The organism is uncultured Maribacter sp. (genome assembly GCF_963975365.1).
In the GTDB taxonomy this organism is placed as follows: Bacteria; Bacteroidota; Bacteroidia; order Flavobacteriales; family Flavobacteriaceae; genus Maribacter.
In genome coordinates, this window is record NZ_CAXBGF010000007.1 from 80695 (window position 1) to 93234 (window position 12540).

Genomic DNA, 12540 nt, shown 5'->3' on the forward strand with positions numbered 1-12540 from the left:
GACAATTTTGTTATTTTTTTGATTCCTTACCTTTAGGCTAAAATAGGATGAATAGGGGAACTATTATATTGTACGACGATAAGCCAAGTATAGAAATACGCTTGGACAATGACACTATTTGGTTGAATCAAAGGCAAATGGCAGAATTGTTCGATAAGGATAGTGATACAATAGGTCTACATTTAAAAAATATCTTCAAAACCAAGGAATTGGATAAAAAAGTAACTACCGAGAAATACTCGGTAGTTCAAAAGAAGGAAATAGGAATGTTAGACGTACAGTGAAAAAAAGCGGTCAAAGTGAACCACTGAAAACAGAATTCTTCGAGCCATCTAAAAAACCATTTCAGATTGTGCTATAAAAGGGTTTACAATAATTATTGCTATGCTCACTTTAATCCGATGGGGGTGGCATACCATGTCCGTTCTATCTACCCTTACTAAAAACTTGAGAAAAATCGTATTTATACAAGTATCTTTATCAAAAATCATAAAATGAAAGATCAGAATTTCAAAAATCACGCAAAACTAGTACCAGGGTTTCACGGCGTGTTATTTGTCGCCTTAATTGCATTATTAGTTGGATCGGTATATCATCTTTTTAGAACCACATCAGAAAATTTGTATTTAGCATCTTTAATGGTGTTAATTTCCATTATCTTGATTGTGATGGCTTGGTATGTAAGAACATTCCCTTTAAAAGCACAAGATAGAGCTATTAGAGCTGAAGAGAATATGAGACATTATATGATGACCGGAAAACTACTTCCTTCAGATTTGAGAATGTCGCAAATAATTGCCTTACGTTTCGCGAGCGATGATGAGTTTTTACCCTTGATGGAAAAAGCTTTGAAAGATAAACTCTCTGCCAAAGAAATTAAATCGAGTATCAAAAGTTGGAAAGGAGATTATTATCGGGTTTAATTTTGGCGTTCTAACTAGAAAATTATGGGCGTAAGGCCCATGCTGGAACTCGTCTGTGACGTAATCCTTTCCCATATTTGGTACAATCAAGAATTTCAAGATTATATCTTCAGAAAAGTTCAAATAAAGGATAAGTTAGGACACTATGTCGTAATTGGTAAAGTGGATAAAAAGATTAGTTCGCAAAACATGTGTTAATTTTTATGGATTGTAGACTACATCAAAAATTATTCTTAAATTGAACCATTATTAATAATATTGGTTCATTATGGCTGTAATTAGAAAATCAATCACATTTACCCAACAACAGGAGGCTTATGTTAAAAGCCTAATCGAACAAGGTTTCTATACCAACGATAGCGAATATGTAAGAGATATTATTCGTAGGGATCAGGAACGAAGAAAACGTATTGTAGATTTAAATGAAGCTCTTATCGAAGGAATGGAAAGTGGTCCTTCTAATGCTACTATAGATAGTATTTGGGAAGAGGCCATAAATGAATATAATGCCGGAGAATAGTTACATACTAAGTGTTAAGGCAAAGAGTGATATTAAGTCCATTGCCAAATACACCATAAAGGAGTTTGGTACAAGTCAATCTTTAAAATATGCGAAAGGTTTAAAGGATATTTTGGGAGAACTATCAAATAACCCAGATATGGGTAGAAGATATGTTGCTGTTAAGAACCAAATGCTTTTAAGGTATAGGTACAAATCACACGTAGTTTTTTATTACATAGATGCTAAGTGTATTTTCATAGTTAGAGTGCTTGGCGGTAAGATGGACTTTCCTAAACAACTGAAGTAAAGTTCAAATAAAGGCTAGTAAAATTTTAAACTATCATTTTAAAACGAACTATTCAATTCTTATTCAAAACATAGCTAGACTATCAAAAACCAAACAACTTTCATTTGAAAGTATTTGTTCGGTCCTTGAAATAAATATAGTCTAAACATTATCTTTTGAACAGAACCTTTAAGCATCAATTTCAAATTTATATCTGAGTTTGAAAACTTCCTGTCATCGATTGAAAACACACCATATGTGTGGTCAATATTGAATGATGCTCATTGGTTTGTTATCAAATGAGCTAATTTGGAGGTAAATTGAAGGAAAAGAACCCACAATTCCCAAACTTTTGTTAAAAAGAGGCTAATTAGGTGTCACTAAATTTCCAAGTTTGTTTTAGCCCCTGTAATCGTTAGAAAAATGAGCATTTGGATAGTTCCTCTTTCTCCGCAGAAAAGCGCCGTAAACGCAATGTTTACGGGGTTTTGTTTTTGTGGTCGATAATCTACTTGACAGTTAAAGGATTTTTGTTATAATATTCCTCAAGCTCATTAATCATATCGTATAATTCAATTGATTTTTCTAATACTTTTTCTCCATTTTCCTGGGCTATTGTTATAAGGTTTAGCACTATTATCTGAGTAATGGTTTTTCGCTTGGCTCTGCCTATTATAGCATCTTTTTGTCTTAGGTCTGAACCTTTTTCATTAACGATTATATTGTTTTGTCCTGTTTTGTTGGTCTCGTTATCTATCTTTCCTGTTTAACTATAATGGACGTATGAAGTATATAGAAATTAAGGTAATAAAGAATGGTTAAGTAATGATTGAATATAATTCACAAATATTATTAATGGCTCATCTATGAGGAAATAATCACTTTATTTTTAAGTTTAATGTTTATTATAAAACATAATTCTCAAAAATATCTTCCAATTCTTGTTTGGGATTAAAGCTTAAGCCAGAACGTGTAACCGAACTCTGTATAATTGTACTTCTACAGGCTGTTAACCACCCAAAACGGTCAGGTAAATCTAGCTTACCTATAGGTCCGCCAGAAGTGTTTCCGTCGCAAATTAATTTCCAGGCTTTTAAATAATTATTAAGGATATCTTCCTCAATTTCTGGGGCAAAGGCCTTCAATTTATCTTGGTCAATATGATATTTTATATCAAGAAATTTAATTCGTTTGCAAAAAAGAATAACCCCCACATTAAAGAATTCTTCACGCTCTACTTTTGGTACAAGCCTAATTATCGCATACTTAAAGGTGTATCTATCTTGCATCTTCAGCTTCTTTAACTAGTATATCGATCATAGATAATTTGGTTGTTATAAATTGAATATACGCCGCTCTTTTTTCATCTGCATTCAAAACATCCGATTCACTCATAAGCCAGTCTTCGGGAATTTTTGAGACAATCTCAAAAATCTTTTCTTGTGTAATTAAATTATGAATTTCTTTTGCTGCATCGGGTAGGGCAGTTGATTGTTGCAATAGTATATGGTCTTTTATAAAAGGGAATGTTCTTGTAAGGTGACTCTCCCAAGTTTCCCAGTTATGGTGAAAATAGAAACTAGCTCCATTGTCAATTACCCAAAGTTCATTATGCCAGTACAGTAAATTAGCATTTTTGGCTGTTCGGTCAATATTACTGATAAGACTATCTAATAGTACAATTTTAGAAGCCGATAGGGGGTTTATTGTCGAAATTATAGGGTCGAACGTAATAGCACCGGATAAAAAATGTAATCCTAAATTTAAACCGACACTAAACTTAAGCAAGTCTTGAATTTCTTCATCGGGTTCTGTATTGCGAAACGAATCATCTAGATTCATAAAAACTAACTCAGGAACTTTTAATCCAATGGCACGAGCTAATTCTCCACCAATAAATTCAGCAATAAGAGATTTTTTGCCTTGGCCAGAACCTCTAAATTTTAATACATATAAAAAGTCATCGTCAGCTTTTACAATGGCAGGCATAGAACCTCCTTCTCGTAACGGTTGTAAATATTGAACAACATCTACTGTTCTAATATCAATTGTATTCATATATGCTAAAATAGAATTTGTAAAGCTAAAGGTAATTCGTCCAACTTAAAGTGACCTAAATTCTCAGCTATTTATAGGTACAAGTTGCCTTAAAAAAATAGACGGTTAATTTTTCATTGTGATCATTTTTCAATCTTCACTTTACAATTATCCTTTTTCTTTTGGTAAAGGCGAAATCATAATATGTGCTCTATGTGTCCCAGCATTCATAAGCCAAGGATGATTTGATGCTGTCGGTGCTTCTGGTAAACCAATAGTTTCTGAAGTCGCCCAAGGAATATATGTTACATAACGTAATTGTGCGCCATCAACAGCCCCATTTTCAGGGTCGTACATTGTATTTGGACCATAGTATATATGTAGGGTTGAACCGGGAGTTATTTTAAGTTTTCCTGATTTCATTTCTTCCTCACGTATCGCAAAGATTTCATCGGCTGATTTACCCTCTGCTCTTAATGCTCTTCCTCTCGCCATAAAAGGTTCAAGGTCTTTATGATAGCAGGCAGCATTAAAGCCATCTCTCGTTGGATCATCTGTAAGAACAATAAATTCATTATCTCCTTCTCGCAATGTCACAAATTCACCCGCCATATTATAGCCGATTACTTTAGAAGTAGACCTGCTTTTCTCTGGTGCGGCCATTAAGGCAGTAGCAATTAAGTCATCAACGGTTTCAATCGCTTTTAAATTTTTATTGATGTCTTTTGATCCACTTTCCGTATTAGATTCTGTTGTTGAGAATTCTTCTGTGGCAATTTTTGTTTTGTCTGACGTGTTACAAGAAATCAGAATTGTGGTGAAAATGAATGCTAGAAGAATATGTTTCATGGTTTCTGAATTTTAAATGTTTCATTGTTAAGATAAGAAATATAGGAGTGTAAAATGCTATTTATATTCCTCTAGGCATTTTACAAAAGCTATTTTTTTATGACATCACGTAAAATCGCAATTTAAAAGCTATCTTATATTGTGTCTTCATGAAAAAACAGAAAAGAATTTACTTTGTATATCTAATCACTTATCTTATCGTAATATTTTTTCTTTAACCAAAATGAAACTCGAACCAACAATATTAATGCGGGTACTTCTACTAACGGACCAATAACTCCTGCAAAGGCCTGCCCTGAGTTTAATCCGAAAACTGCTATGGCAACTGCAATGGCCAATTCGAAATTATTACCTGCTGCCGTAAAGGCCACTGATGCGGTTTTGTCGTATGAGGCACCGGTCGCTTTAGTGAAGAAAAATCCAATGACGAACATTAAGGAAAAATAGATAAGTAAAGGCACTGCAATTATTAAAACGTCCATAGGTATTTGGACTATTAATTCTCCTTTTAGTGAAAACATCACTACAATCGTAAATAATAGCGCAATCAATGTTATTGGCGAAATGGAAGGTATAAATTTGTTGGTATACCAATCTTCACCTTTTACTTTAACTAAAATTAGTCTACTCAATATTCCCAATATGAACGGAATACCTAAATAGATGACGACACTTTCTGCGATAGTACCAATAGATATATCTACAATTGCACCTTCAAAGCCTAAGTAGGGTGGAAGCACGGTGATAAATAGCCATGCATAAAAACTATAGGCAAAGACCTGAAATATACTATTCAAGGCTACCAAGCCTGCGCCATATTCACTACTGCCTTCGGCAAGATCGTTCCATACCAAGACCATCGCAATACATCGTGCTAGGCCAATTAAAATTAGACCAACCATATATTCTGGGTAATCACGTAAAAATGTAATGGCTAAAATGAACATTAGAACAGGACCGATTATCCAATTTAGGATAAGGGAAATAGAAAGAATTTTGGTGTTCCTAAATACTTTTGGCAGTAGCGAATAATTGACTTTTGCCAAAGGTGGGTACATCATTAAGATTAAACCAATAGCAATAGGAATGTTTGTGGTTCCGCTACTGAATGAATTAATAAAGTCTGGGAATGTTGGCGTAAAATAGCCAAGCGCAACACCAAATACCATGGCTATAAATATCCATAATGTTAGATTCTTATCAAGAAAGCTTAATTTTTTTGATGCCATTTTTAAGAGTTTATTTGAGAGAAAACGAAGAATAATTCAGTTGCAATTTGTAGACTTCTTTCTTTATATTTTTCAGCTTGTTGTGGTGTGTTGTCAAAAGCTTTAGGATCTTCAAAAGTTATCGGAATCCGTTTTTCAGCACCTGGTACAAATGGGCACGCTTCATTTGCCGAATCGCAAGTCATAATCGCTGCAAACTCAGATTTTGGATTAAAGTCATCATCTAATTTTTTTGAAAATCCTATAATTGGATGCTCGTTATCAGCATATTTAATACTGTATACAGGATTCTCATTTTTTGAAATAGTTTTTATCTGAAAGCCTGAATTCCGTAGCGTTTCTGCTGCCATGGGAAAAAGTGCGGTAGCTTCGGTACCTCCAGAATAGCAAAAGACATTTTTAATATCGAAATAATGAGCCATAGTTTGAGACCAAACTTGCGATAAATGACTTCTTCGTGAATTATGAGTACAGATAAAATTGATGCGTATTTCTTGGCTTGAAGTAGCTTTTAATTGTATGAAATCAATTAATGGTTGTAATATTTCTTTTCGTTCATCAGTAATGGTATCAATGTTTAATGTGCTAATTACCTTTTCGATTTCTGTAAATAATGTCGTTTTGGTTGTGGCCATATTTTGTAATGGTTTAGTGTGATTTATATAATGAATTATTAACAACAATTTTCATTCTCAGCTACATCTTGGTTAAGAAATGCTAACATGGTTTCTTTCATTTTTGTCCAATTTTCAGCATGTATACAGTAGCAAACACTTGTTCCTTCTACGTTTCCTTTAATTAAACCTAAATGTCTTAATTCTTTTAAATGTTGTGATATGGTGGGTTGTGCCAATCCGATTTCGTTGACCAAATCTCCACAAACACATGCGTTTATCTTAAATAAATACTGTAAAATGGAAACTCTTGCTGGGTGCCCAAATACTTTTGCGAAAAGCGCAATTTCGTTTTGTTGGTCTGTAAACATTTCAGATTTAGCTAGTCCCATGTTGTTTTATATTAATTAATCGCAATGTTACGATTAAAGAAATTAAAATTCAAATTAAAGTTGAGATTTGTTTGTTTAAAGTTAGAAGATACTATTGATCTTTAGTGAGTCAAATTAGAGTGTGAAGGTATTATAACATTTACTTACTTCTTTTGTCAGTTTCAAGAATCGAATATTGAAAATTGTCTGACCAGCCAGTTTTCAACGGTAGTATTTGCCTAAGGCGACCTTCTCGTAGCATTCCTGATTTCTCTAAAACCTTAATTGAGCCAATATTCTCTACAGCACATCCAGCTTCAATACGGTGTAGTTTGAGTGCATCAAAACCAAAATCTATTATAGCTTTCAGAGCTTCAGTAGCATATCCTTTTCTCCAATAATCTGAATGTATTTTATACCAAACTTCAGCTCTTTTATATTTTTGCTGACCAATTTTTAGCCCGAATAGACCCATGAATTTTCCATTCGATTTATTGTCAATTGCAAAAGTGTAATTTTTAAGTTCTTGTGACTTATTCTCCTTAATCCAAGGTTTGATTATAGATTTGGTTTCTTCCATACTACTCGGAATACCCAATATATTGTATTGGTCAGTTTCGGGTAAAGAATGCAGCGCATGGATTGATGCTAAGTCAGTTAAGTCTGTCAATCGTAATCGTATTCTTTCAGTTTCTATTGCAATCTTGTTCATCATAGTTAAACCCATTTTTCGTTAAATCTATCAATAAAGGCTGTAAAAGATTGAATAAAGTGCTTTCTTGGTGTTTCCATAAACCTCAAAAATAGCTTTCATATTTCTGAGTTAGTACGGGAAAAAGTCTTTTAAAGTGCCTTATGTTGATAGATTTTGTCTTAATTAAAGGTTTTAATAACGGTTAACAATGTTGTGTGTAGTTATTTGCCTTTTTTCATTTTATACAAATCCTTTTTATTGTTATGATTTCTCTAAATCAATTTGCTTAAAACCCAATTTTCCATACTTTATCAGAAGCTTCGAGGTATTCTGGTAATGCAGCTGAACCATACCATACATATAGTTCAGGTTCTAAAAACTTTGCCTTTATTGCTGGGTCAGTTTGAAGTAAAGTATTTGCTTCTTCAATAGTCGCTACATCCAAAATAAAAATCCCTCTATATGATTTTTCATTTTTAGCCATAGGTCCCGCCACAATTAATTTCTTTTCTTTGACTAACCGATTAATATTGTTCATATGACCCGTAAAACAACTGTCTTTAAATGTTTTATTGGTTGATTCATTAGTTCCAGTTTTCAGAATAACAAATACAAAATTTTTCATTCCGTAATCGTCAGCATCTAATTTAGTTGCTAATTCCGCATCATAATTTGGGTTCGTTTTTTGAGCAAAGGAGACATTTATACAAAAAACAACTACTAAATATGTTAAAAAATAGTTCATAATATCTGTTATTTATTGTGTTCAGTTGTTAATACATACAATGGTTAGTTATCAGCAGTGCGGTAGCATATTAGCATTTGCTTTCTCCTGTTTTCATAGCCATTTTTTTTCATTTTATAAGCCAAATACAAAAGATTTGGCGGTCTTTATAAAAATAAGTAAACCCAGCATATAAGCCTGAATCCCAAATTGTTTAAAGGTTTGTTGGCAACTGACATTTACTCCGTTTTATATGAATACGGTTCAGTAATTCCCATGTTTAAATATTTTTCTTTATTCATTTCAAAATGCATCTCCGACATATCGTTCAAATAATCTTCAATGGGCTCTAAACCTATTGATATTCTTCTTTCATTGACATTTACGCTGTCTTCCATTTTTTTAGGATATGCTTGTCCAGTATTCATGTTATATGTTACTTGAGTTCCATAGATTTGCGCTTTTCCAGTATTCAAATTTACTCGGTCAACAAGTAGCCCATAACTACTAGAGCTAGCATTACTTTTATCAACTTCTATTTTCATTTTTTCTAACACTCTGTTTTGAAATACAGGATTATGGTCTGAATGTTGAACCATTAAAAAAAAATTCCTTGAACCTTCTTCGCCAACTAAATCGTATCCAGCAAATCCTATATTTTTAAAGATTTGTTGTAGTCGTTTTTCGTGAGTCCTGAAAACACTATCCTTAATTTTTTTCCATTCCTCTAGAGGCAATTCTTTGTATTTTCCAGAGGGAACACTAGCCGAAATTTGGTCTACCTCCATCATTCTTAGGAGTTCATTAGCGAGTACTTTGTCATATTCTGCATTGCTTTTCTCTTCTTCTTGTTTTTTTGAAATTCCCTTTCATCCAATTAGAAGTATTCCTATAAATATAATTGTGTAAACTTTGTTCATATTTTTCGGCCTGTTGCAATTTATATCAGTAATATACTAATTCTATTTATATGATGATTCGAAGTCTGCAAATAGGAGTAGAGGGTATAAATGAACAAAGTTAGCCTTGTCTACAGGCGCTTTTTCTTTCTTTAAAAATTAAAAGGATGATTAAAAAGTGTTTATTTTATTTTAAATAAGAGAGAGTATTGACCATTTCAAATTTCGGACTTCTCTGCATAAACTCCCGTAACATTGCCGTATGTGCAGAACCCATTAAAATAAGAACCCTATCGTTCTTGTTCATTTTAATTCGGTTAAGGTTGGAGTAAATTTTCATGTTGCGATGGTAAAATAAGGCCGCTTGGTCAGCTCCTACAAAATTATCATCTATACCCACATAAAAAAGTTTGTCGGCATTTGCGTTTAAGGAATAATCTAACATTATTGGTTCGTTAATTAATGCTAACTTTTCTAAAAGAGATAAATTATCAAAATTGTTGTTTCGCTTTTCCAATTCTGGATATGCCTTTAATGGATTGTGGGTAATTTCTAAATAGGTTACTGGGTCAATAGCATTTGTTAATTCTGGGCTATTTTCTATAAAATCTCCCACACTATAATTGTAGCCTATATGATTATCAATGCCATACACTTTATGGAGTCCGCTCAATCTAGCAACATCAAAACCAACCATGCTCAATTCGCCATATTGGATGTTAAGCTCACTGGGATTTTTTAAAAATTCTTGATATGCTTTATTTATTTCACCATCTAACTTAGGTAGGTATTCTAGGCATATGATAGTAGGTTTGAATTTCGCCAATAGCGTAGACAGTTGACGAACTTTTCCTTGCTCTTTAGCATTGTTTTCGTCAAAATCTACCTTACTGGCATCGCTAGTGGAGCCAAAATGAAAAAAGCCGACATTTAATACTTGAATTTTATCTGTTTTTGTTGATTCTTTGGCTGTAGTATCTATAGTGGATTGGTTGCTATATTGATTAGTGCAACCAAGTAAGACAACGGAAAGGATAATTAGTAGTCTTCTCATATAAAACTGTAATTATTATTAATTAAAGTAAATAATTATGGTAATGATTTTTAAGGTTCTCACTTAAATGGAGTAAATGTAATAATTGGTTAAATAGAAAATGATAATTACATGTTTAATGAAAGTTTTATTAATATATAGTAATGGTTGAAGGTATTAAAGAAATTAGAAGGCCTATATATTATAGATTGGCCTTCTAATAACGACTGAAGAACTCTATTGATATGTGGTTCGTTAGCCCTGAAGCATTATTTTTTTAGATGTTTTGGAGAAATTACCACAGGGAAATGGAATGATTGCTTTTATGAATTTGAGAAAAATGGATAAATGAAATAGATTGTTATTAATCTCAACATAATTATTTTAATCCCAATTCATTCTTTGTAATCGCACAGCATTTAAAATGGCAAGTAATGCTACACCGACGTCGGCAAATACAGCTTCCCACATAGTTGCTAATCCGCCTGCTCCTAACATTAAAACGATAATTTTAACTCCGAATGCAAGGCCTATATTTTGCCATACTATGCTTCGGGTAGATTTACCAATCTTAATCCCTTTGGCAATTTTAGAAAGTTGATCCGTATGTATAACTACATCAGCGGTTTCAATAGCTACATCACTGCCTAGACCACCCATTGCAATACCAACGTCACTAACTGCGAGGACAGGCGCATCATTTATGCCGTCGCCAATAAAGGCTACTTTGATGCTAGATTGTTTTTTCAATTTTTCAACTTCATTTAGCTTTTCTTCAGGCAACAAGCCTCCCTTTGCCCAGTCAATGCCCAGTTGTTTTGCAACTTTTTGTGTTATGGAATCTTTGTCGCCAGAGAGCATAATAATTTTTGTAATTCCCGCAGCCCGTATTTCCTTTATAGCTTGGTAAGCATCATTTTTTAGTTCATCTGCAATTGTTACGTATCCAGCAAATTTTCCATCTATGGCAACTAAAACAATAGATTCTACAATGTTATCCGTATTTGATGGAACTTTTATTTTGTTCGATATTAATAAGGCTTTGTTACCTGCTAAAACAGTTTTACCGTTTACGATGCCTTTTAATCCTTTTCCTGCAATTTCCGAAACATCCGTCGCCTTAAAACCCTCATCTTCCATCTTGTATTCTAATATTGCTTTTGCGATTGGGTGGGTAGATTGCTCTTCAATAGCGATTAAGTACTTCATGAATTCACTCTCGGTAATGATTTGATCTGTAACAAGATCATGAATCTTAAAAACACCTTTGGTGACGGTGCCTGTCTTATCCATGACCACCGTGTTTACCTTGGTCATGGTATCTAAGAATGATGCTCCTTTAAACAGTATTCCGTTTCGCGATGCAGCTCCCAATCCACCAAAATAGCCTAATGGAATAGAAATAACCAAGGCACATGGGCAAGAAATTACTAGAAATATCAGTGCTCGATACAGCCAGTCCCTAAAAATATAATCATCCACAAAAAAGTAGGGAAGTAGTGTCAGTCCTATGGCAAGATATACTACTATAGGCGTGTATATACGGGCAAACTTGCGAATAAACAGCTCAGTTTTTGATTTTCTAACTGTAGCATTTTGGACCAAATCTAGAATACGGGCAATAGAGCTATTCTTGAATTCTTTTGTAGTTTCTACCTCAATAACACCTTCTAAATTTATACTTCCGGCAAATACAGATTCCCCTTTTTTAAGTGTAACCGGTTTACTTTCTCCAGTTAATGCTGCGGTGTTAAAAGAACCTTTATTAGACAATAATATACCATCTAACGGTACTTTTTCACCAACCCGAACTTTAATTTTTTCACCTATTTCAACCGATTCTGGATTTGACAAAATAAAATGGTTATTGCGAAAGACCAATGCTTCATTTGGCCGTACATCTAATAAAGCTTTAATATTTCCTTTAGCCCGCTTAACTGCAGCACTTTGAAAAAGTTCACCCATAGTATAAAACAACATCACGGTAACCCCTTCAGGATATTCACCTATTGCCAAGGCTCCTATGGTAGCAATACCCATTAAAAAGAACTCGGTAAAGAAATCTCCTTTTTTAATACTTTCCCAGCCTTCTTTTATCACAGGGAATCCTACGGGAATGTAAGCGGCTATATACCAAATAATGCGTATCCATCCTTTAAAGAATATAGGGGTTTCAGAATAATCCATTGTAATGCCTACCATTAACATTATAAAACTGCATATGGCAGGGAGGTACGTTTTTATATCTGATGTATTAACTGGGTGATCATGGTTATGGCCATCATCATGGCTATGCCCGTCTGAATGCTGTGTTGTTTTAAGGTCTCTGAGGTTTACTTTTTTCTTCTTCATAATTCTTGTAAGTTCGAAAAATTATGA

At 33.6% G+C, this 12540-nt stretch carries 15 protein-coding genes; 4 read left to right on the forward strand and 11 right to left on the reverse strand.

The genetic code is table 11. The annotated features are described in order from the left end of the window. The first annotated feature begins 47 nt into the window (after window positions 1-47). The 4 genes from AACZ49_RS10045 (at window position 48) to AACZ49_RS10060 (ending at window position 1732) form a co-directional block, all read left to right on the forward strand. Window positions 48-284, forward strand: a complete 237-nt coding sequence (locus AACZ49_RS10045; RefSeq protein ID WP_339654126.1) for a hypothetical protein — start codon at window positions 48-50, stop codon at window positions 282-284. A gap of 210 nt (window positions 285-494) precedes the next feature. After that, on the forward strand, window positions 495-923 hold the full coding sequence (locus tag AACZ49_RS10050; RefSeq protein ID WP_339654128.1) for a DUF6526 family protein: 429 nt from the start codon (window positions 495-497) through the stop codon (window positions 921-923). A 268-nt stretch (window positions 924-1191) separates the two neighbouring features. Beyond that, window positions 1192-1443: a type II toxin-antitoxin system ParD family antitoxin gene (locus tag AACZ49_RS10055; RefSeq protein WP_339654131.1), complete on the forward strand. Its 252-nt coding sequence runs from the start codon at window positions 1192-1194 to the stop codon at window positions 1441-1443. Next, window positions 1430-1732, forward strand: a complete 303-nt coding sequence (locus AACZ49_RS10060; RefSeq protein WP_339654134.1) for a type II toxin-antitoxin system RelE/ParE family toxin — start codon at window positions 1430-1432, stop codon at window positions 1730-1732. Before AACZ49_RS10055 ends, AACZ49_RS10060 begins: the two co-directional genes overlap by 14 nt. Before the next feature lie 884 nt (window positions 1733-2616). Here AACZ49_RS10060 and AACZ49_RS10065 read toward each other — a convergent pair. The 11 genes from AACZ49_RS10065 to AACZ49_RS10115 form a co-directional block, all read right to left on the reverse strand. Beyond that, window positions 2617-3000: a DUF3037 domain-containing protein gene (locus AACZ49_RS10065; RefSeq protein ID WP_339654137.1), complete on the reverse strand. Its 384-nt coding sequence runs from the start codon at window positions 2998-3000 to the stop codon at window positions 2617-2619. Then, complete coding sequence (locus tag AACZ49_RS10070; RefSeq protein WP_339654139.1) at window positions 2990-3769, reverse strand: HipA family kinase; 780 nt, start codon at window positions 3767-3769, stop codon at window positions 2990-2992. The genes AACZ49_RS10065 and AACZ49_RS10070 overlap by 11 nt, the downstream gene beginning before the upstream one ends. A gap of 147 nt (window positions 3770-3916) precedes the next feature. After that, window positions 3917-4597, reverse strand: a complete 681-nt coding sequence (locus AACZ49_RS10075) for a hypothetical protein (protein ID WP_339654141.1) — start codon at window positions 4595-4597, stop codon at window positions 3917-3919. 182 nt (window positions 4598-4779) lie between these two features. Further along, a complete protein-coding gene (gene arsB / locus AACZ49_RS10080) occupies window positions 4780-5826 on the reverse strand; it encodes an ACR3 family arsenite efflux transporter (protein WP_339654144.1) in 1047 nt (348 codons plus the stop codon). A gap of 2 nt (window positions 5827-5828) precedes the next feature. After that, the gene (locus AACZ49_RS10085) at window positions 5829-6461 is read right to left on the reverse strand and encodes a protein-tyrosine-phosphatase (protein ID WP_339654147.1); all 633 of its coding nucleotides are present in this window, start codon (window positions 6459-6461) and stop codon (window positions 5829-5831) included. Window positions 6462-6499: 38 nt separating this feature from the next. After that, window positions 6500-6832: a metalloregulator ArsR/SmtB family transcription factor gene (locus tag AACZ49_RS10090; RefSeq protein WP_339654150.1), complete on the reverse strand. Its 333-nt coding sequence runs from the start codon at window positions 6830-6832 to the stop codon at window positions 6500-6502. A gap of 139 nt (window positions 6833-6971) precedes the next feature. Next, window positions 6972-7526 (reverse strand): GNAT family N-acetyltransferase, encoded by a 555-nt coding sequence (locus tag AACZ49_RS10095; protein ID WP_339654153.1) that lies wholly within the window; start codon window positions 7524-7526, stop codon window positions 6972-6974. A gap of 265 nt (window positions 7527-7791) precedes the next feature. Continuing rightward, window positions 7792-8250 (reverse strand): YciI family protein, encoded by a 459-nt coding sequence (locus tag AACZ49_RS10100; protein WP_339654156.1) that lies wholly within the window; start codon window positions 8248-8250, stop codon window positions 7792-7794. A gap of 218 nt (window positions 8251-8468) precedes the next feature. Continuing rightward, window positions 8469-9092: a DUF6624 domain-containing protein gene (locus tag AACZ49_RS10105; RefSeq protein ID WP_339654361.1), complete on the reverse strand. Its 624-nt coding sequence runs from the start codon at window positions 9090-9092 to the stop codon at window positions 8469-8471. A gap of 223 nt (window positions 9093-9315) precedes the next feature. Continuing rightward, the gene (locus tag AACZ49_RS10110) at window positions 9316-10182 is read right to left on the reverse strand and encodes a DUF5694 domain-containing protein (RefSeq protein ID WP_339654159.1); all 867 of its coding nucleotides are present in this window, start codon (window positions 10180-10182) and stop codon (window positions 9316-9318) included. A gap of 363 nt (window positions 10183-10545) precedes the next feature. Then, complete coding sequence (locus AACZ49_RS10115) at window positions 10546-12513, reverse strand: heavy metal translocating P-type ATPase (protein ID WP_339654160.1); 1968 nt, start codon at window positions 12511-12513, stop codon at window positions 10546-10548. Between the last annotated feature and the right edge of the window lie 27 nt (window positions 12514-12540).

Coding starts and splice junctions, on each gene's coding strand:
- AACZ49_RS10090 (WP_339654150.1), bottom strand. CDS start 6,832: ATGGGACTAGCTAAATCTGAAATGTTTACAGACCAACAAAACGAAATT.
- AACZ49_RS10095 (WP_339654153.1), bottom strand. CDS start 7,526: ATGATGAACAAGATTGCAATAGAAACTGAAAGAATACGATTACGATTG.
- AACZ49_RS10060 (WP_339654134.1), top strand. CDS start 1,430: ATGCCGGAGAATAGTTACATACTAAGTGTTAAGGCAAAGAGTGATATT.
- AACZ49_RS10075 (WP_339654141.1), bottom strand. CDS start 4,597: ATGAAACATATTCTTCTAGCATTCATTTTCACCACAATTCTGATTTCT.
- AACZ49_RS10110 (WP_339654159.1), bottom strand. CDS start 10,182: ATGAGAAGACTACTAATTATCCTTTCCGTTGTCTTACTTGGTTGCACT.
- AACZ49_RS10065 (WP_339654137.1), bottom strand. CDS start 3,000: ATGCAAGATAGATACACCTTTAAGTATGCGATAATTAGGCTTGTACCA.
- AACZ49_RS10085 (WP_339654147.1), bottom strand. CDS start 6,461: ATGGCCACAACCAAAACGACATTATTTACAGAAATCGAAAAGGTAATT.
- AACZ49_RS10050 (WP_339654128.1), top strand. CDS start 495: ATGAAAGATCAGAATTTCAAAAATCACGCAAAACTAGTACCAGGGTTT.
- AACZ49_RS10045 (WP_339654126.1), top strand. CDS start 48: ATGAATAGGGGAACTATTATATTGTACGACGATAAGCCAAGTATAGAA.
- AACZ49_RS10055 (WP_339654131.1), top strand. CDS start 1,192: ATGGCTGTAATTAGAAAATCAATCACATTTACCCAACAACAGGAGGCT.
- AACZ49_RS10115 (WP_339654160.1), bottom strand. CDS start 12,513: ATGAAGAAGAAAAAAGTAAACCTCAGAGACCTTAAAACAACACAGCAT.
- AACZ49_RS10100 (WP_339654156.1), bottom strand. CDS start 8,250: ATGAACTATTTTTTAACATATTTAGTAGTTGTTTTTTGTATAAATGTC.
- arsB (WP_339654144.1), bottom strand. CDS start 5,826: ATGGCATCAAAAAAATTAAGCTTTCTTGATAAGAATCTAACATTATGG.
- AACZ49_RS10070 (WP_339654139.1), bottom strand. CDS start 3,769: ATGAATACAATTGATATTAGAACAGTAGATGTTGTTCAATATTTACAA.